Source organism: Rhodococcus aetherivorans (genome assembly GCF_011058165.1).
GTDB lineage: Bacteria > Actinomycetota > Actinomycetes > Mycobacteriales > Mycobacteriaceae > Rhodococcus > Rhodococcus aetherivorans.
Genome location: NZ_JAALEG010000019.1, coordinates 33,660 through 53,260 on the forward strand (window position 1 = coordinate 33,660; position 19,601 = coordinate 53,260).

Consider the following 19,601-nt stretch of genomic DNA (forward strand, 5'->3'; position numbering starts at 1 on the left):
CCGCTCACACCTGGAGTTTTCGGAGCGTGCGCAGGTTCCGCGTCGTGGTCACCGCCTTGTAGCGCGGTTTGCCGGTGTTCCGGCCGAAGGCGCTCTTGACCGTCTGCCCGCGCTCGACGTCCCAGTAGAGGACGCCGTTGCCCCGGGTGACGCGTTCGACCGCCGGGTCGAGACCCTCCGCCGTCGCCGCCAGTTCGTCCAGAACCGCGGGATCGGCGACGAACACCGCGTACGCGTGCCGGCCGTCACGCTCCTCGAACGGGTAGGCGTCGACGATCGCCGCGACGGCCGCCTGATCGTGGACGAACACGAACGCCTCGTACCCGAATCGATCACGCAGGGCCGCCTCGATCCGGGCCTTCGCTTCGGCGGTGTCGGCGGTGTCGGCATCGAACACCACGTTGCCCGAAGCGAGCACGGTGCGGACGTTGCCGAAACCGAGCCCGGCGAACACGTCCTTCAGATCCGCCATCGCGATGGTGATGCCACCGACGTTGATTCCCCGCAGCAGGGCCACATATCTCGCCATGGCGGTACCGTAGTTCGCATTCGAGACAGGTGAGGCAGTACCCTGATCGACGCGGACGAGTTGGCCGGGCGACCGCGGCTCAGGGAACCGGCACCGTGGCGGTGCCAGGCCCTGGATCGAGGAAAGTCCGGACTCCACAGAGCAGGGCGGTTGCTAACGGCAACCCGAGGTGACTCGCGGGACAGTGCCACAGAGAACAGACCGCCCACCCCTCGGGGTGGGTAAGGGTGAAACGGTGCGGTAAGAGCGCACCAGCGCCCCGGGTGACCGGGGCGGCTCGGTAAACCCCGCCCGGAGCAAGGTTGAAGGCCGCACCGACTCGTTCGGTGCGGCTGCGCAGGTGTCCGAGGGCTGCTCGCCCGAGCCTGCGGGTGAACCGCTCGAGGTACCCGGCGACGGTGTGCCCAGATGGATGGTCGCCACCCCGCCTCGGCGGGGTACAGGATCCGGCTTACAGGCCGGCTCGTCCGCCCACCCCGGCTCAGATCGGGGCGACGACCAGCAGGTGCGCCCAGTAGGAGGCGGCCTCGTGCCCCAGGTAGGGGAGCAGGAAGTCGTAGAGCAGGTACGACATGCGGTGCCTTTCGAGTCGTCGAGCGGGGACCAGGGGCCGACGGTACCAGCCGCGCCGCGCGTGCGGGTTACCCCGAAACTCGGCGTCGGTTGGGGCAGACTGGGAGTCATGAGCGACGAGGGCTGGTACTACGACGTCCACACCGGAAAGGTCAGCCAGGGAAAGGACCCCAGTGCGCTGAACCGCATGGGGCCGTATCCGGACCGCGCCACCGCCGAACGGGCACTCGAGATCGCGGCCGAGCGCAACAAGGCCGCGGACGAGGCCGACGAGGAGTGGAACCGCTGAGCGGTTCCCCAGCACGGTGACGAACACCCGCATCGTCGTCGCGCCCGCGATCGACTTCGGTGCCGTCCGCGCCGAGTTCGCGCTCGACGACAGTTATCCCCTGCCCGCCGTCGCCGAGGCCGAGGCCGCGGTCGACCGCTGGTCGGCCGCGCGGGTGGACCGCACGGATCTGCCACTGGTGACCATCGATCCGCCGGGCTCGATGGATCTCGACCAGGCGCTGCACCTCGAGCGCACCGTCGACGGCTTCGTCCTGCACTACGCGATCGCCGACGTCGCGGCCGTCGTCGCACCCGACGGCGCGCTCGACCGCGAGAGCCGGCGCCGCGGACAGACCTACTATCTGCCCGACGGGTCGGTCCCGCTGCACCCCCGGCCGTTGTCCGAGGATTCGGCCAGCCTCCTCCCCGGCCGCGTGCGTCCGGCGGCGCTGTGGCGCATCGTTCTCGACGACGCCGCCGAGCCCGTGGACGTGAGCGTGCGGCGCGCACTGGTCCGGTCCGTCGCCCGGTTCGACTACGCCGGAGTGCAGGCCGGCGTCGACGCCGGGGTCGTGCACCCGTCGATCGCGGCACTATCCGAGTTCGGCCGGCTCCGCGAGGCCGCGGCCCGCGCACGCGGCGCGATCGAACTGCGCCTGCCCGAGCAGGACGTGGTCGCCGACGGGAACGGCTGGCGGCTGACCACCCAGCCGCGCACCGAGGTCGACGACTGGAACTCCCACGTGTCGCTGCTGACCGGGATGTGTGCGGCGCGACTGATGCTCGACGCGCGGATCGGGCTGCTGCGGACCCTGCCACCGGCCGCTCCCGAGGCCGTGGCGCAACTGCGGCGCACCGCCTCCGCCCTGGGAGTGCCGTGGCCGGACCAGGTGCCGGTGGGTACCTTCCTGGCCGGCCTCGACGTGAACCTGCCCGGCACCCTGGTGCTGATGAGCGAGGCCCCGGCGCTGCTGCGCGGCGCGTCGTACGTGGCGTTCGACGGTGCGATTCCGGAGCAGCCGGGACACGGGGCGATCGGTGCGCCGTACGCACACGTCACCGCGCCGCTGCGGCGGCTGGCCGACCGGTTCGTGACGGAGGTGTGCCTGGCGCTCTGCGCGGGCACCGACGTGCCGGACCCGGTGCGCGCCGTGCTCCCGGAGCTTCCCGAGACGATGTCCGGCTCCGACGCGCTCGCCGGGAAGGTGACCCGCGCGTGCATCGAACTCACCGAGGCGACGGTCCTCGCCCCGCACGTGGGGGAGTCGTTCGAGGCGACGGTCCTGCGTGCGGCGAACGGCCGCCGGGACGCCGAGGTGTTCGTGCCCGACGCCACCGTGATCGCCCCGTGCGCCGGCGAGCCGAAGGAGGGCAGCCGGATCCGGATCCGGCTGACGCACGCCGACCCGCAGGCCCGGAAGGTGCGGTTTGCGTACCCGGCGTGACGTCGCTGCCGGGCGGGAGCGGCGGCCGTGAACGCGTCCCGACCGCCGCGCCGGCCGCGGGGCCTGCTCGTCGGCCTCGCCGTCCTCACGACGGTGCTTGTGGTCCTGGCGGTGCTGGTGTTCCGCGTGGCACCGAGCCGGTATCTGCCCTGGGACACCGCCGACTTCCCGGACGTGGACACGTCGGCGTTGACGCTCCCGCAGGCGCGGATCGTGGAGTTGCTCGAGGACGAACACCGGACGCAGCGGCCCGGGACGTTCTACTCCGAGGGCGCCGAGGAGCCCTGGTGCGCGAACTTCGTCAGCTGGATCATGCGGGAAGCGGATCGGCCGCTGGCCAATCCGCATTCCGGGCACTGGCGGATCCCCGGCGTGTACACCCTGCAGGAGTACTACGAGTCGGTCGGACGATTCGAACCGGCCGGCGACGGGTACCGGCCGGCGGTGGGCGACGTGGTGCTGTACGAGAACGAGCTGTGGGTCGGCCAGCACACCAACATCGTCGTCGCGGTCGACGGCGACACCGCGACGACGGTCGGCGGCAACGAACTCGGCCGCATCCGCGTCCACACCGTCGACGTCACGTCCGACTCGGCGGTCGTCGGGTTCGGCCGCCTCGGGTGAGGATCAGCGGAAGCGGTCGGTCGCCTCGAGCAGGTGATGGGTGATGCCGGGCTCGTTCGCGGCGTGCCCGGCGTCGTCGACGACGACGAGTTCCGAGCCGGACCACGCCTTGTGCAGTTCCCACGCGCTCGTCGCGGGGCAGACCACGTCGTAGCGACCCTGCACGATCACGCCGGGGATGGTGCGCAGCCGTCCGGCGTCGCGCAGCAGCTGCCCCTCCTCGAGGAAGCCACGGTTGCGGAAGTAGTGGTTCTCGATGCGCGCGAACGCCAGAGCGAAACGCGGTTCCGACGTCTCCACGATCCGTTCCGGGGTGGGCAGCAGGGCGCTGGTCGCCCCCTCCCACGTCGACCACGCCACGGCGGCCCGCAGCGCGACGTCGGGGTCGGGCGAATGCAGCAGCCGGTGGTACGTGTCGACGGGATGCTCACCGTCCGGCGCCCCGGCCAGCGGCTCCAGGAAACGCTCCCACAGCTCGGGGAACAGTTGTCCGGCGCCACCGTTGTAATACCAGTCGATCTCGCTGCTGCGCAGCAGGAAGATGCCGCGCAGCACCAGCTCGGTGACCCGGTGCGGGTGGCGCTGCGCATAGGCCAGGGCCAGCGTCGACCCCCACGAGCCGCCGAACACCTGCCAGCGGCCGATCCCCAGACGTCGCCGCAGGGTCTCGATGTCGGTGAGCAGATACTCGGTGGTGTTGGCGGACAGATCCGCGCCCTCGGCGACGTGCGGCACCGACCGACCGCAGCCGCGCTGATCGAACAGCACGATCCGGTACGCCTCCGGATCGAAGAACTGCCGGTGGGCGGGCATGGTGCCGCCGCCCGGACCGCCGTGCAGGAACACCACCGGCTTGCCGGCGGGATTCCCGCTGACCTCCCAGTAGATGCGCTGGCCGTCGCCGACGTCGAGCAGGCCCTGCTCGTACGGCTCGATCGGCGGGTACGGCCGCCGCAACGGCATCAGAAGCCGACCAGCGCGGAGGCGAGGGTCGGGATCTGCAGGGCCTCGAGCGCCTGGCTGCGCACCTCCGGACACTGGGCCGAGGCGATCGTGTCGACACGGTCACGGTCCTGGGCGAGCGCCAGCATGTCGATCCCGTTGCGGGCCGCCCACTCGCCGACCAGCAGGTTCAAGCCGGGCTTGCTCATGGACGGGGTGTAGGTCCGCCAGCTCTGCAGCTGGGCCTCCATCTGCGAGCACAGCTCGGCGGCCTGGGCCTCGGTGACCCCACCGGGCAGCGCGCTCGGCTCGGCCGCCGCGCCGGTGCCGGTCGTCGGCTGCGTCGACGCGGTGGTCGAGCCGGTGGGGGCGGGCTGACCGCCGGACGCGCACCCGCCCAGGGCGGCGATCGTCGCACCGGCGACGGCAACGGCGAGCAGTGTGCGACGGGGACGAATCATGTGGGGTGCACCTCGCGGGTCGGTAAGGCCCGGGCCTACGGGTGAGCGGAACCTCCGGCCGGACCGGCCGCAGGTTCCCCTCGTCCTGCCGGATCAGAAGGAATGCTCGGGACCGGGGAACGTCCCGGCCGCCACCTCTGCAGCATATTCGGCCGCGGCGCGGCGCAGCTCGTCGCCCACGCTGCCGAACTTCTTGACGAACTTCGCGGTCTTGCCGCTGGTGTAGCCGGCCATGTCCTGCCACACGAGGACCTGGGCGTCACACTCGTTGCCGGCACCGATCCCGACCGTGGGGATGGTCAGCTTGCGGGTGACCTGGCCGGCGATGTCGGCGGGCACCATCTCCATGACCACGGAGAAGGCGCCGGCCTCCTGCACGGCGATGGCGTCGGCGATGAGCTGTTCGGCGCCGTCGCCGCGGCCCTGCACGCGGAATCCGCCGAGGCTGTTGACCGACTGCGGGGTGAACCCGACGTGGGCCTGGACGGGGATGCCGGCGGCGGCGATCGCGGCGATCTGCGCGGCGACCCGCTCGCCGCCCTCGAGCTTGACGGCGTGGGCGCCGCCCTCCTTCATGAAGCGGATGGCGGTGGCGAGAGCCTGCTCGGGCGACGCCTCGTAGGTGCCGAACGGCAGGTCGGCGATCACCAGGGCGTGCGGCGCGCCGCGCACCACGCCGCGCACCAGGGGGAGCATTTCGTCGACCGTGACCGGCACGGTGGTGTCGTAGCCGTAGACGACGTTGGCGGCGGAGTCGCCCACGAGCAGCACCGGGATGCCGGCCTCCTCGAAGATGCGGGCGCTCGAGTAGTCGTACGCCGTCAGTTCGGCCCAGCGACGGCCCTCGGCCTTCATGGCCTGCAGGTGATGGACCCGCGTCTTGCGCCGAGGGGCGGCGGACGGGGCGGAGCCGCCGTAGAGGGCAGCGGTGGATTCGGACATCAGAGGTCCCTTTCTGCCTCGAGGCCCGTGCGGGTCCCCGGGTTGGGTGATGACGGTCTCAGTCTGCCACCGGCTCCATTCGGGCAGTAGCGGCGCCGGCGGTGCGATTGGTCACATCCGCCGGATGCGGCGGCGGGCCGGACCCGAACCGGCCGCGTCGGCGCGGATGCTGCCCGTGGCACCATCGCTGGGTGTCGTCCCCTTCTCTCCGCGTCCCGGCGCGCGCCGTCGCGCTGACCGCCGCGGTGCTGCTCGCCGCCGGCTGCAGCACCACGACCGAGACCGCGCCGCCGCGGACGTCGCCGATCGGCGCCCCGGCCGGCCTCGAGCGGTTCTACGCGCAGCAGGTGCAGTGGGGGTCCTGCCGGGACTACGGCCCCGACGCCGAGCAACTGCCCCGCGGCGTGCAGTGCGCGCGGATCACGGTGCCGCTAGACTACGACGACCCGAACGGGGAGACGATCACGGTGGCGATCTCCCGCTCGCCCGCGTCCGGGCAGCGGATCGGCTCGCTGCTCGTCAATCCCGGCGGGCCGGGTGCGGCCGGGATCGGGCTCGCCACCGTTGCCGACGGCACCGAGCTGACCGACCGGTTCGACATGATCGGATTCGATCCCCGCGGCGTCGGGGCCTCCGAGCCCGCAGTGCGCTGCCGCACCGACGCCGAGGCGGACGCCGACCGCGCGTCCGACGACGGCGACATGAGCCCCGAGGGCATCGCGCGGACGGAACAGCGGCACCGCGACTATGCCGGTGCCTGCGCGCAGCGCGCCGGGACCGGCCTGCTCGCCCACGTGGGCACCCGCGAGGTCGTGCGCGACATCGACGTGCTCCGCTCCGTCCTCGGCGACGAGAAACTGAACTACCTCGGGTTCTCGTACGGCACCCGGATCGGCACGCTCTATGCGGAGACCTTCCCCGACCGGGTGCGGACGATGGTGCTCGACGGTGCGCTCGACCCCGAGCAGGACCCCCTCGACGAGGTCCTGCTGCAGGCGGCCGGATTCCAGACGGCGTTCGACGCGTTTGCGGCGGACTGCGCCCGCCACGACGACTGTGCGCTCGGCACCGACCCGGTCGCGGCGGTGGGCCGGTTCCGGGCCCTGGTGGACCCGCTGATCGCGGCGCCCGCGGAGACCACGGATCCGCGCGGCCTGAGCCACCGGGACGCGATCACGGGGGTGCAGCAGGGTCTGTACTCGCCGCGGCTGTGGGGCTCGCTGCGGGCGGGGCTCGCGGCGCTGACCGAGGGCCGGGGCGACACGTTGCTGCTGCTCGCCGACCTGTACGAGGGACGCGGCGACGACGGCACCTACACCAACTCCACCGACGCCTTCAACGCGATCCGGTGCGTGGACGACCCGCCGGTGACGGACGCGGCCGTCGCGGCCGAGGCCGACCGGCTGTACCGGCAGGCCGCGCCGTTCCTCGACGACGGCCGCGCGAGCGGCGCCGCGCCGCGGGATCTGTGCGCCTTCTGGCCGGTGCCGCACACCGGTGAGCCGCACACCCCGGACGTGCCGGGCCTGCCGACCGTGCTCGTCGTCTCCACCACCGAGGATCCCGCAACGCCGTACCAGGCGGGGGTGGACCTCGCGCGGCAACTCGGCGGCGCACTCGTCACCTTCACGGGTACCCAGCACACCGTCGTGCTCGACGGCGAGGCCTGCGTCGACGACCCGGTGATCAGGTATTTCGTGACCGGGCAGGCGCCGGCGGCGGACCCGCGGTGCTGACGGCGCGACGATGTGAGCGACACGCCGGGGCCACAACCCGCGGATGTAACACGGATTTAACGCACTGTGCCTAGTCTCGGCCGTATGGATCGCCAGAAGGAGTTCGTGCTCCGCACCCTCGAAGAGCGCGACATTCGGTTCGTGCGCTTGTGGTTCACCGACGTGGTCGGAACGCTCAAGTCCGTGGCGATCGCCCCGGCCGAACTCGAAGGAGCCTTCGAGGAGGGCATCGGGTTCGACGGCTCGGCCATCGAGGGATTCTCCCGCATCTCCGAGGCCGACATGGTCGCCCGGCCGGACGCCTCGACCTTCCAGGTGCTGCCGTGGGCCGACAGCAAGGGTCAGCAGTACTCGGCCCGCATGTTCTGCGACATCACGATGCCCGACGGCACCCCCAGCTGGGCCGATCCGCGGCACGTGCTGCGCCGCCAGCTCAACAAGGCATCCGACCTCGGCTTCAGCTGCTATGTGCACCCCGAGATCGAGTTCTTCCTCGTCGAGAACGGTGAACCGGGCGCGCCGCCCGTGCCGGCCGACGACGGCGGCTACTTCGACCAGTCGGTGCACCGCTCGGCCCCGAACTTCCGCCGCCACGCCATCGACGCGCTCGAGTCGATGGGCATCTCCGTCGAGTTCAGCCACCACGAGACCGCGCCCGGTCAGCAGGAGATCGACCTGCGCTACGCCGACGCGCTGTCCATGGCCGACAACGTGATGACCTTCCGCTACGTGGTCAAGGAGATCGCGATGTCGGAGGGCGTGCGCGCGACGTTCATGCCCAAGCCGTTCCGCGAGCACGCGGGCTCGGCCATGCACACCCACATGAGCCTGTTCGAGGGCGAGAACAACGCCTTCCACGATCCCGACGATCCGCTGCAGCTCTCGGCCACCGGCAAGGCCTTCATCGCCGGGGTGCTCGAGCACGCCAACGAGATCAGTGCCGTGACCAACCAGTGGGTCAACTCCTACAAGCGCATCGTGCACGGCGGCGAGGCGCCCACCGCGGCCTGCTGGGGCCCGTCCAACCGCTCCGCTCTGGTGCGGGTGCCGATGTACACGCCGAGCAAGGCGTCCTCGCGCCGGGTGGAGATCCGCACGCCCGACTCGGCCTGCAACCCGTACCTGACGTTCGCGGTACTACTCGCCGCCGGCCTGCGCGGCATCGAGAAGGGCTACGAGCTCGCCCCCGAGGCCGAGGACGACGTGTGGGCGCTGACCTCCGCGGAGCGGCGCGCCATGGGGTACCGGGAGCTGCCGACCGACCTCGACATCGCCCTGCGCGAGATGGAGAAGTCGGAACTGGTGGCCGAGGCGCTCGGCGAGCACGTGTTCAACTTCTTCCTCCGCAACAAGTGGACTGAGTGGGAGAACTACCGCAGCCAGGTCACCCCGTACGAACTGGATCAGTACCTGGGCTTGTAACCCCTGCCGGCCGCGGCCGCACGAGGGCGTCGCCGCGGACCGGACGGTCGACGACGACGAAGAGGTGAGGTCCGTGCCCACTCGGGCGGTAGTGTCCCGCGCCGGAGCGACGGTGACGGCATGGTGAGACCGCCGACGGCGCGTTCGGCGATACCGAGCGCCGGTCGGCTCGGCCTCCTCGCCCCGACCGCCCCCGACGAACTCCGGCAGCTCGGCTGGACCGACACCGACAGCACCGAACTGCTGTGGGCCCTCTCCCGCGCACCCGACGCGGACCTCGCCCTGCGCACCCTTGCCCGGCTGCACGACGCGCTCGGCGACGGCTGGGCCGAACTCGACGCGGCGCTGCGCACCGACAAGGGGCTGCGCGGCCGGTTGTTCGGCCTGTTCGGCGGGTCGTCCGCCCTGGGCGACCACATCGTGGCCCACCCGGATCGGTGGCGTGGCCTCGCCGGGACGTTGCAGCTGCCCGACCGGCGGACCCTCACCGATCGGATGCTCGGCTACGTCGAGGCCGAACCCGAGGCCGGGACGGGAGACAACCGTCTGATCTACCGGGCGACGATCACCGGTCCGGCGGCCGTGGCTGCGCTGCGCACCGGCTATCGCGACCAGCTGGCGCTGCTCGCGGCCGCCGATCTCGCGGCCGTCGTCGAGAACGAACCGGTCCTGCCGTACCTCGAGGTGGGGCAGCGGCTCGCGGATCTCGCCGACGCGGCCCTGACGGCGGCCCTGGCGGTGGCCGTCGCCAGCGTCGTCCCGGACGGTCCCTGCCCCGTCGACCTGGCCGTCATCGCGATGGGCAAGTGCGGGGCCCGCGAGCTCAACTACGTCAGCGACGTCGACGTCGTGTTCGTCGCCGAGCCGGCCGACGCCCGCGCCGGCCGCATCGCCGGGGAGATGATGCGGATCGGCACCTCGGCGTTCTTCGAGGTCGATGCCGCGCTGCGTCCCGAGGGCAAGCGCGGCGCACTGGTCCGCACTCTGGACTCGCACGTCGCGTACTACCAGCGCTGGGCCAAGACGTGGGAGTTCCAGGCACTGCTCAAGGCCCGGCCCATGACCGGCGACCTCGACCTCGGTCGCCGCTACGTCGAGGCGCTCAGCCCCATGGTGTGGACGGCCTCCGAGCGGGAGGCGTTCGTGCCCGAGGTGCAGGCGATGCGCCGGCGCGTCGAGGAACTCGTGCCCGCCGAGCTGCGCGAGCGGGAACTCAAGCTGGGCCGGGGCAGCCTGCGCGACGTGGAGTTCGCGGTGCAGTTGCTGCAGCTGGTGCACGGCCGCGCCGACGAGGCGCTGCGCGTACCGAACACCGTGCAGGCGCTGTCCGCCCTCGCCGACGGGGGCTATGTCGGGCGCGACGACGCCGCGAACCTGCGGGCCTCCTACGAGTTCCTGCGGCTGCTCGAGCACCGCCTGCAGCTGCAGCGGCTCAAACGCACCCACACGCTGCCGCCCCCGGAGGACCGGGAGGCGATGCGCTGGCTCGCCCGCGCCGCGCACATGCGCCCCGACGGACGGCACGACGCGCTCGGGGTGCTCGAGTCGGAGATCAAGCGCAACTCGGCGCGGGTGCGCAAGCTGCACGCGAAGCTGTTCTACCGGCCTCTGCTCGAGTCGGTGGCCCGGGTGGACAAGGAGGCGCTGCGGCTGTCGCCCGACGCCGCGGTCCGGCAGCTCGCCGCGCTCGGCTACAGCGCACCGGAGAACGCGCTCGGCCACCTGACGGCACTGTCCGGCGGTGCCTCCCGCAAGGCCCGCATCCAGGCGCTGCTGCTGCCGCAACTGCTCGAGGCGCTGGGGGAGACGAGCGACCCCGACGCCGGGCTGCTCGCCTACCGCCGCCTGTCCGAGGCGCTCGTCGACCGGGTGTGGTTCCTGCGGACGCTGCGCGACGAGCCGTCCGTCGCGGACCGGCTCATGACCGTGCTCGGGTCCTCCGCCTACGTGTCCAACCTGTTGTTGCGGGCCCCGGACGTCATCCGGCTCTACGCCGACGGCGCCGGCGGGCCCCGGCTCCTCGAACCGCGGCCCGACGAGGTCGCCAAGGCCATCGTCACCTCCTCGGCCCGCTACGACGCCCCCGACAAGGCGATCAACGCGGCCCGGTCGCTGCGCCGGGCCGAACTCGCCCGCGTCGCGAGCGCCGACATCCTCGGGATGCTGGACGTACCGCAGGTGTGCCGCGCACTGTCCGCGGTGTGGGCGGCGGTGCTCGAGGCTGCCCTGGCCGCGGTGATCAAGGCGTCCGAGCAGGAGGACGGGCCGGCGCCGGCGCGGCTCGCGGTGATCGGCATGGGGCGTCTGGGCGGTGGCGAACTGGGCTACGGGTCCGACGCCGACGTGCTGTTCGTCTGCGAGCCGAACCCCGGGGCGGACGAAACCGCCGCGGTGAAGTGGGCGAACCAGGTCGCCGAGCGGGTGCGCACCCTGCTCGGCGCGCCGAGCACGGATCCGCCGCTCGAGGTCGACACCGGCCTGCGCCCCGAGGGGCGCAGCGGACCCATGGTGCGCACCCTCGCGTCCTATCAGGCGTACTACGCCCAGTGGGCGCAGACCTGGGAGGTGCAGGCGCTGCTGCGGGCCGACGCCGTCGCCGGCGACGCGGAGCTCGGACTGCAGTTCCTGCACATGATCGACGCCACCCGGTACCCGGCCGGCGGCGTGTCGGACGACGCGGTGCGCGAGATCCGGCGGATCAAGGCCCGGGTCGACTCGGAGCGGTTGCCGCGCGGTGCCGACCCCGCCACCCACACCAAGCTGGGCCGCGGTGGCCTGGCCGACATCGAGTGGACCGTGCAGCTGCTGCAGCTGCAGCACGCGCACCACATCGAGTCGCTGCACAACACCTCGACGCTCGAGACGCTCGATGCGATCGGCGCCGCAGAACTGCTCAGCAGCGCGGACGTCGCACTGCTGCGCGACGCGTGGCTCACCGCCACCCGCGCCCGCAACGCGCTCGTGCTGGTGCGCGGCAAGCGAACCGACCAGCTGCCGGGCCCGGGCAAGCTGCTGTCGGCGGTCGCCCAGGTCGCCGGCTGGTCGGGTGGTGACGCCTCCGAGTTCCTCGACCACTATCTGCGGGTCACTCGACGTGCCCGGGGGGTCGTGGAGCGGGTGTTCGGGACGTGAGGCCCCGACCTCCCGTGGAACCAGCTCAGGACTTCATCGTGACCACTGCCCCGATTCCCCCGACCGTCGACGATCTCGCCGCCGCCCTCGACGCTCTCCGCGCCCGGGTGCCGCTGGTGCAGTCGCTCACCAACGTCGTCTCCGCCAACTTCCTGACCAACGTCCTGCTCGCCGCCGGCGCGAGCAACGCCCACATCGACAACGTCCACGAGGCCGCCGGATTCGCCCGCATCGCCGGGGGCGTGCTGATCAACCTCGGCACCCCCGACGACGGGACGGCGGCGGCGTTCACCCTGGCCGCCGAGGCCGCCCGCGACGCGGGCACCCCGTGGGTGCTCGATCCCGTCGGCGTGGGGGGCCTCCCGTGGCGCACCGGCCTGGCCGCGGATCTGCTCCCGTTCCGTCCGACGGCGATCCGCGGCAACGCCTCCGAGGTCATCGCGCTGGCCGGTCTGGGTGGCGACACCCGCGGCGTCGACAGCTCCGACGACCCCGCCGCCGCGGTGCCGGCCGCGCTGGCGCTGCTGGCCCACGCCGACGCGGTGTCCGCCTCCGGTCCCGTGGACCACCTCGTCGGCCGCGACGCCGCCGGTGCGACGACCGGCCTGCGCATCGGTGGCGGCAGTGCCCTGCTCCCGCGCGTGACCTCCACCGGCTGCGCGCTCGGTGCCCTCGCTGCGGCATACCTCGCCGTCGCCCCCACGGCGCTGATCGGACTCGCCGCCGCGCACGCCCACGTCGCGGTGGCCGCGGAGATCGCCGACGGGAACGCCACGGGCCCGGGCTCCTTCGCCGTCGCGTTCCTCGACGCCCTGTACTCGGTGAACGCGGACGTCCTCCGGGTCCGTGCCCGCGTCGAGCCGTTGGACATTCCGGCGCAGGCGTGAGGGCCGATCGCCCCCGGACGTCGGGTGCCACCAGGGGGTGATTCCCCTGCGGGACTGGATAATTCGGGCAAGGCGCTCGGTGCGTGCCCGGTGAGGGTGCGGGGAACGCGTTCGTCGAGGCGGTTCCGCCGGATCGGTTGGGCGCATGCGGCACCACCGTGCATCCCCCCGGGTCGCGAGGGGTGCACGGTGGTGCGCGATGCGGTTCGCGAAGCGAGAGGTCAGCGGCAGACTACGACGAGGCCGACGCCCAACCACACCTGCCGTTCGACACGATCGAACTCGTTGTCGTCGTGGTCGTACACGTAGTCGACTTCGGTGCGATAGCCGCGATCCCGTTGTTCGGTGACGCGGCACTCGCCGGACAGATTGCCGGCGCGGTTGGTGATCCGGTACGGGATGCCTTCCGCATCCAGGAGGGCGATCGCCTGTTGTTCGCTGAGGCCGACGACATCGGGCGCGGGTTGCGCTGCGGCGATGCCGGATCCGAGAAGGAGGGTGGCGGCGGCCGCGCACAGGGCGGCCGGGAGGGTGGTGCGCATGACAACGTCCTTTCGGGAACGATGTCGCGATGGAGTGAATCCGGTGGGGGACACCCGTTCCGCCCGGGCATGCCGGTGAGCGGGGTCCGTCAGATGTGGTCTATCGGCGCGGTCGGGAGGACGGGACCGGGCGGCGGCGCGCGGCCCCGCGGCACGGACGACGGTCCGGCCGTGGACGACAGTGCCCCGGCATGGCGGGGTACGCAAGCTTTCATCGGCAGTTCCCCAGGCGCTCCGGCCCGGAACCGGCCGGCGCCACTTCAGGGTACTCCCGGCTCCTGACAAATCCGGCAGAACTGGCAGCCTCCCCGGAACGGTTTCGGCGGCGGTGCTCTCGGCGTCGGTGTGCATGGCGGCGGTGTCCACGGCCCGGATCTGCCATCGAACGGAACCGCGCACGGAGCCGGGCGACGGATCCCGGAGCGAGGGCGGACGGGCCGGTCCGCTACGGCGCATCGAGCCGGCCGGGTCTGCGTCGCCGGTGGTGCGACACCCGCCCGCTGATCACGGTGACCATTTGTCGAGTGTGTCGCGGGTCACATTTGAACATTATGATTCGCTGAGAACTTGTGTGTTGACGAAATCAATCAGCTATGTCGATCATTGCTGCACCAGTTGATGTGACTTGAGCGACGCTGCACAACACATGTCGCAGCAAAGGAACGGTGGTGTGCGATGACCGAGACCGCGGTCCGCGGAATCGAGCGTCTTCCCTACGACCTGGACGACCGGTACCGCTCCGGCTCGGGCACGGTGCTGCTCACCGGCGTCCAGGCGATCGCCCGGCAGCTCGTCGAGCAGCACGTGCGCGACATCCGCGACGGACGTCGCGTGGCCACGTTCGTCTCCGGGTACCCCGGCAGCCCCCTCGGCGGCCTCGACAAGCTGCTGCACGGCATGCCGAAGGTTCTCGCCGAGCACGACATCACCTTCGTGCCCGGCTTCAACGAGGAACTCGCCGCGACGTCCGTGTGGGGGAGTCAGGGCCGGCTCGGGGCGGGCACGCCCACCCACGATGCTGTCGTCGGTGTCTGGTACGGCAAGGGCCCCGGTCTGGACCGGGCCACCGACGCGCTGCGGCACGCCAACATGTACGGCGTCGACCCGAACGGCGGCGTGCTGCTGATGGTCGGCGACGACCCGGCATCGAAGTCGTCGACCGTGCCCGCGGTGAGCGAACGGTCCCTCGCGGCCCTCGGCATCCCGGTGCTCTTCCCCCGCAACGCCGCCGAGATCGTCTCGATGGGCCTGCACGGGGTCGCGCTGTCGCGCGCCTCGGGCTGCCTCGTCGCGCTCAAGATCGTCGCGGACGTCGCCGACGGCGCGTGGTCCGTCGACGGCTCGGTCGCGGACCTGCGCATCACGGTTCCCGAGATCGATTGGGAGGGAAAGCCGTTCGTCTACCGTCAGCGTCCGATGGCTGCGCCGAGCGACAGCGTGATCGCCGAGGCCGACCTGTACGGGCCGCGCTGGGCGATGGTCCACGCCTACGGGAAGGCCAACGGGCTGGACGTCGTGGAGGTCGACCCCCCGCACGCCCGGATCGGGCTGGCCGCCACCGGTACCACGTTCGACGCGCTGCGGCAGGCGCTGCTCGACCTCGGGGTGACCGACGCCGACCTGCATCGCGCCGGGATCCGGCTGCTGCGCATCGGCATGCCGTACCCGATCGGCCCCGACCTGGTCCGCGAATTCGCTTCCGGCCTCGACCAACTCGTCGTCGTCGAGGACAAGACCGCGTTCGTCGAAACCCAGATCCGCGAGATCCTCTACGGCACCGACGCCCCGCCGCGCATCGTCGGCAAGAAGGACGCCGACGGCCGCCCGCTGATGCCCGTCGACGGCGAACTGACCGCCGGCCGGATCCGCGGGCCGCTGCGCCGGGTACTGCGCGGCCACGTGGACCTCGGACCCGCGCCGCTCCCGTCGCTGCCCCTGGAGGTGCTGTCGGCCAAGCGCACCCCGTACTTCTGCAGCGGCTGCCCGCACAACCGCTCCACCGCCCTGCCGGAGGGCTCGATCGGCGGCGGCGGCATCGGCTGCCACGCGCTCGTCACGATGTCCGGCCGCGCCGACAGCGCCGTCACCGGGCTGACCCAGATGGGCGGCGAGGGCGCGCAGTGGATCGGCCAGGCACCGTTCACCGACATCCCGCACATGTTCCAGAACCTCGGCGACGGAACGTATTTCCATTCCGGCCAGCTCGCCGTGCAGGCGTGCGTCGCGGCCGGGGTGAACATCACCTTCAAGCTGCTCTACAACGACGTCGTCGCGATGACCGGGGCGCAGGACGCCGAGGGCGCGTTGACGATTCCCGCGCTCACCCACAAGCTCACCACCGAGGGGGTGCGGCGGATCATCGTCTGCTCCGACGAACCGAAGCGGCACCGCAAGCGCTCCCTCGCCCGCGGCGTGACGGTCTGGCACCGCGACCGGCTCGACGAGGCGCAGCGGCTGCTGCGCGAGGTCCCGGGCGTCACCGTGCTCATCTACGACCAGCACTGCGCGGCCGATGCGCGGCGGCAGCGCAAGCGCGGCACCCTGCCCGCCCGCACCACGCGCGTGGTGATCAACGAGGCGGTGTGCGAGGGCTGCGGCGACTGCGGCGTCAAGAGCAACTGCCTGTCGGTGCAGCCGGTCGACACCGAGTTCGGGTCCAAGACCCGCATCGACCAGACGTCGTGCAACACCGACTACTCCTGCCTCGACGGGGAGTGCCCGTCGTTCGTGACGGTCGAGGTCGCGCCCGGACGCACGCCGCAGCGCCGCACCGTCCCGGTGCCCCCGGCCGTGCCCGACCCCGATCCCGGCTCCGCGGTGGGCACCCGCAACATCTTCCTCGCCGGCATCGGTGGCACCGGCATCGTCACCGTCAACCAGGTGCTCGCGACCGCCGCGCTGCGCGCCGGCTTCGACGTCGAATCCCTGGACCAGATCGGTATGAGCCAGAAGGCCGGCCCGGTGGTCTCGCACCTACGGTTCGCCGCCGACGGTCTCGAACCCGGCAACCGGGTGACCACCGGCGGGGCGTCGTGCCTGCTGGCGCTGGACCTGCTCACCGCGGCGGATGCGAAGAACCTCGCCTACGCCGATCCTGCCACGACCGTCGCGGTGGCCTCGACGAGCCGCACCCCCACCGGGGACATGGTGTACGACAGGTCGATCCGCCACCCCGACGAACAGGAGCTGCTGTCCCGGCTGGACGCGGCGACCCGCCGGTCGGCCTCGTTCGACGCTCTCGCCGCCGCCCAGGCACTGTTCGGCGACACCGCCGCCGCGAACTTCCTGATCGTCGGCGCCGCCCATCAACTCGGCGGCCTGCAGATCCCCGCCGAGTCCGTCGAGGAGGCGATCGAGATCAACGGTGTCGCGGTGGCGGCGAACATCGCGGCGTTCCGGTGGGGCCGCGTGGCGATCGCCGACCCCGGCGCGTTCGCGGCCGCAACCGAACCGGCCCGCCCGCAGCCGAAGGTCACCGTCGCCCCGGACGCCCTGTTCGCGGACACCACCCTCGACGGCGAGGTGCTGCGGCTCGTGCGGGTGCGTGCCGCCGCGCTCATCGACTTCCAGGGCGAACGCCTCGCCGCCCGCTACATCGACCGGGTGCAGTCCGTGTGGGCGGCCGAACGCCGTGTCACCGACCGCACCGACCTCAGCGAGGCCGTCGCGCGCGGGCTGTTCAAGTTCACCGCCTACAAGGACGAGTACGAGGTCGCGCGACTGCTCGTCGACCCCACGTTCCTCGACGAGGTACGCGCTCAGGTGCCCGGCGGTGAGCAGCTGACCTACCGGCTGCACCCGCCGGTCCTGCGGGCGCTCGGCCGCACCAAGAAGATCGGGTTCGGACCGAAGTCGCACGCGGCGCTGCGGATCCTGGCCAAGGGCAGGCGCCTGCGCGGCACCCGCCTCGATCCGTTCGGTTACGCGCACGTCCGGAAGGTCGAGCGCGCCCTGCTCGCGCACTACACGGCCACGGTCGATCGCCTCGCCGCCGACCTCGATGCCGCCACCTACGACCGCGCGGTGCAGGTCGCGGCTCTGCCGGACACGGTCCGCGGCTACGAGGACGTCAAGCTGCGCTCCGTCGAGCAGTACCGCGCGCGGCTCGCCGAGCTCGGCGTCGAGATCGACTTCTGAGCCGCCACCGATTCTCGACATCCCGAATACATTCTTCTGGAAAGGAACCCATCACGTGACCACACCGACCCTCGCCCGTTCGGCCACCTCCGACGCCCCCGCCGGTGTCTTCGGCCGATCCCGGTGCCTGTCCGACCGCCCACACGAGCAGGTCGTCTTCTGTCAGGACGCCGCGACCGGCTTGCGCGCGATCGTCGCGATCCACTCCACCGCGCTCGGGCCCGCGCTCGGCGGCACCCGCTTCTACCCGTACGCCGACGAGGCCCGGGCGCTCGAGGACGTGCTGCGGCTGTCGTGGGGCATGACCTACAAGGCCGCGGTCGCGGGCGTGAACCTCGGCGGCGGCAAGGCCGTCATCCTCGGTGACCCCGCCACGGACAAGAGCGAGGCGCTGCTCGCCGCGTACGGACGGTTCGTCGAGTCCCTCGGTGGCCGCTACATCACCGCCGCCGACGTCGGTACCCACGCCGGCGACCTGGACGTGATCGGCCGCCAGACCTCGCACGCGGTGGGACGCACTCCCGCGGCCGGCGGATCCGGGGACAGCTCGCCGCTCACCGCGCTCGGCGTGTTCCAGGCGATGCGCGCCGGAGCCGAGCATGTCTGGGGAACAACGACTCTCGCCGGCCGCACCGTGGGTGTCGAGGGGCTCGGGAAGGTGGGCTACGAACTGGTGGGGCTGCTCACCGCGGACGGCGCCGACGTGGTGGTCTCGGATGTGAACCCGGTGGCTCTCGCCCGGGTGGCCGCCGAGTTCCCGGCGGCACGGGTCGCCGACGGCGTCGTCGCGGCGCCGCTGGATGTGTACGCACCGTGTGCCCTGGGGGGAACGCTGACCCCGTCGACCGCCGGGGTGCTCGGTGCGCGTCTGGTGTGCGGTGCGGCGAACAACCAGCTGGCCCGCCCGGAGGTCGAGGACATCCTGCGCGACCGCGGCATCACGTGGGTGCCGGACTACGTCGCCAACGCCGGCGGCCTGATCCAGGTCGCGGGGGAGGTCGACGGATCCGACCCGACCGTCGTCCGGTCCCGGGTGGACGCGATCTTCGACCGCACGGCCGAGATCTTCGAGATGTCGCGGACCCTGGACATCGGGCCCGGCGCGGCCGCGAACCGGGTCGCCGAGCGGCGTATCGACGCCGCCTGACGGGCGGTACGGCGAGGGGGAGGCACCGCGGTGCCTCCCCCTTCTCGCGTACCCGGAGACCGATGTCCCTCGACGCCGGTCCCTCAACGCCGGTCCCTCAGTGCCGGTCGCTCACCGGCGCGGAGCGCCCGTGCCCGGAGTCGCGGGTGAGGTGTTCGAGCAGGGGCTGCGTCCGGTACGGCACCGGCGTCGTCAGCGCCAGCGTGGTCGTGGTGTGCGCGACGCCCTCGATCGCATGGATTCGTTCGAGCTGCAGGAGCAGATCCTCCTGCGACTGCGCCGCCATCCGGATCAGCAGGTCCTCCCGACCCGTCGTCGCGTGCACCTCGAGCACCTCGGGGAACCGCTCGAGCTCCGCGATGACGTGACCCATCCGGGCCTGCACCAGTTCTGCGCCGATGAACGCCTGCAGCGGCAGGCCGAGCTTCGGCAGATCCACCACCGGCCGGTATCCCGTCACGGCGCCGGACTCCTCGAGCTTCCGGATCCGCGACTGGACGGTGTTGCGCGCGACGCCGAGCTTCGCTGCCAGATCGACGATGCCGGCCCGCGGGTTGTGGGTGAGCTCGGCGAGAAGAGCCGCGTCGAGCCGATCGAAACTGAGCACGGTGACACCCTTTCTGTTGTGATGCGCATCACATTTAAGCATTGTGAATAGCTGGTGCGGAAGATATTGACACGAATTGTGACAGTGCCATGATTGCTGCACTGAATTGCTCACGCAATCCCGCTCTGCGGCACCACAATGCGTCGCCTGCGAGTGTCACGCCCCCGGTCGCCCACGAGGTCCGGCGGGCCCACAATCCCATCCC

At 71.8% G+C, this 19,601-nt stretch carries 15 protein-coding genes and 1 other RNA gene; 10 read left to right on the top strand and 6 right to left on the bottom strand.

Translation table 11 applies throughout. The features are described 5' to 3' along the window. Window positions 1–4: 4 nt before the first annotated feature. On the bottom strand, window positions 5–529 hold the full coding sequence (locus G6039_RS10530) for a DUF1697 domain-containing protein (RefSeq protein ID WP_043800854.1): 525 nt from the start codon (window positions 527–529) through the stop codon (window positions 5–7). 56 nt (window positions 530–585) lie between these two features. Here G6039_RS10530 and rnpB point away from each other — a divergent pair. The 4 genes from rnpB (at window position 586) to G6039_RS10550 (ending at window position 3,441) form a co-directional block, all read left to right on the top strand. Continuing rightward, an RNA gene (rnpB, locus tag G6039_RS10535) (RNase P RNA component class A) lies at window positions 586–999 on the top strand. Between the two features lie 212 nt (window positions 1,000–1,211). Next, the gene (locus G6039_RS10540) at window positions 1,212–1,391 is read left to right on the top strand and encodes a hypothetical protein (RefSeq protein WP_006947711.1); all 180 of its coding nucleotides are present in this window, start codon (window positions 1,212–1,214) and stop codon (window positions 1,389–1,391) included. 16 nt (window positions 1,392–1,407) lie between these two features. Beyond that, on the top strand, window positions 1,408–2,817 hold the full coding sequence (locus G6039_RS10545) for an RNB domain-containing ribonuclease (protein ID WP_043800851.1): 1,410 nt from the start codon (window positions 1,408–1,410) through the stop codon (window positions 2,815–2,817). A gap of 27 nt (window positions 2,818–2,844) precedes the next feature. Then, the gene (locus tag G6039_RS10550; protein WP_006947713.1) at window positions 2,845–3,441 is read left to right on the top strand and encodes a CHAP domain-containing protein; all 597 of its coding nucleotides are present in this window, start codon (window positions 2,845–2,847) and stop codon (window positions 3,439–3,441) included. 3 nt (window positions 3,442–3,444) lie between these two features. On the opposite strand, the gene pip is transcribed toward G6039_RS10550, so the two are convergent. From pip to panB, 3 genes are all read right to left on the bottom strand, one after another. Next, window positions 3,445–4,404, bottom strand: a complete 960-nt coding sequence (gene pip, locus G6039_RS10555) for a prolyl aminopeptidase (RefSeq protein ID WP_006947714.1) — start codon at window positions 4,402–4,404, stop codon at window positions 3,445–3,447. Next, entirely contained in the window at window positions 4,404–4,844 is a 441-nt protein-coding gene (locus G6039_RS10560; protein WP_006947721.1) for a hypothetical protein, read from the bottom strand. The genes pip and G6039_RS10560 overlap by 1 nt, the downstream gene beginning before the upstream one ends. A gap of 93 nt (window positions 4,845–4,937) precedes the next feature. Then, window positions 4,938–5,786 carry a 3-methyl-2-oxobutanoate hydroxymethyltransferase gene (panB, locus tag G6039_RS10565; protein ID WP_006947723.1) on the bottom strand — a complete coding sequence of 283 codons (849 nt, stop codon included), beginning with the start codon at window positions 5,784–5,786 and terminating at the stop codon, window positions 4,938–4,940. Between the two features lie 191 nt (window positions 5,787–5,977). Here panB and G6039_RS10570 point away from each other — a divergent pair, with 191 nt between their 5' ends. The 4 genes from G6039_RS10570 to thiM all read left to right on the top strand — a co-directional run bounded on the left by G6039_RS10570 (window position 5,978) and on the right by thiM (window position 12,963). After that, window positions 5,978–7,522, top strand: coding sequence for an alpha/beta hydrolase (locus tag G6039_RS10570; RefSeq protein WP_043800849.1), 1,545 nt, complete (start codon window positions 5,978–5,980; stop codon window positions 7,520–7,522). Between the two features lie 84 nt (window positions 7,523–7,606). Next, window positions 7,607–8,944, top strand: coding sequence for a glutamine synthetase family protein (locus G6039_RS10575; protein ID WP_029544266.1), 1,338 nt, complete (start codon window positions 7,607–7,609; stop codon window positions 8,942–8,944). A gap of 120 nt (window positions 8,945–9,064) precedes the next feature. After that, entirely contained in the window at window positions 9,065–12,076 is a 3,012-nt protein-coding gene (locus G6039_RS10580; RefSeq protein WP_043800846.1) for a bifunctional [glutamine synthetase] adenylyltransferase/[glutamine synthetase]-adenylyl-L-tyrosine phosphorylase, read from the top strand. Window positions 12,077–12,114: 38 nt separating this feature from the next. After that, window positions 12,115–12,963 (top strand): hydroxyethylthiazole kinase, encoded by an 849-nt coding sequence (gene thiM, locus G6039_RS10585; RefSeq protein ID WP_043800876.1) that lies wholly within the window; start codon window positions 12,115–12,117, stop codon window positions 12,961–12,963. A gap of 221 nt (window positions 12,964–13,184) precedes the next feature. Here thiM and G6039_RS10590 read toward each other — a convergent pair whose 3' ends face one another. Beyond that, window positions 13,185–13,505: a PASTA domain-containing protein gene (locus G6039_RS10590; RefSeq protein ID WP_043800842.1), complete on the bottom strand. Its 321-nt coding sequence runs from the start codon at window positions 13,503–13,505 to the stop codon at window positions 13,185–13,187. A gap of 675 nt (window positions 13,506–14,180) precedes the next feature. On the opposite strand from G6039_RS10590, the gene G6039_RS10595 reads away from it, so the two are divergent. Then, window positions 14,181–17,642 (top strand): indolepyruvate ferredoxin oxidoreductase family protein, encoded by a 3,462-nt coding sequence (locus G6039_RS10595; protein ID WP_043800838.1) that lies wholly within the window; start codon window positions 14,181–14,183, stop codon window positions 17,640–17,642. 55 nt (window positions 17,643–17,697) lie between these two features. Then, the gene (locus G6039_RS10600; RefSeq protein WP_043800833.1) at window positions 17,698–18,789 is read left to right on the top strand and encodes a Glu/Leu/Phe/Val family dehydrogenase; all 1,092 of its coding nucleotides are present in this window, start codon (window positions 17,698–17,700) and stop codon (window positions 18,787–18,789) included. A 97-nt stretch (window positions 18,790–18,886) separates the two neighbouring features. Here G6039_RS10600 and G6039_RS10605 read toward each other — a convergent pair whose 3' ends face one another. Next, entirely contained in the window at window positions 18,887–19,396 is a 510-nt protein-coding gene (locus G6039_RS10605; protein ID WP_006947744.1) for an Lrp/AsnC family transcriptional regulator, read from the bottom strand. Window positions 19,397–19,601: the final 205 nt, after the last annotated feature.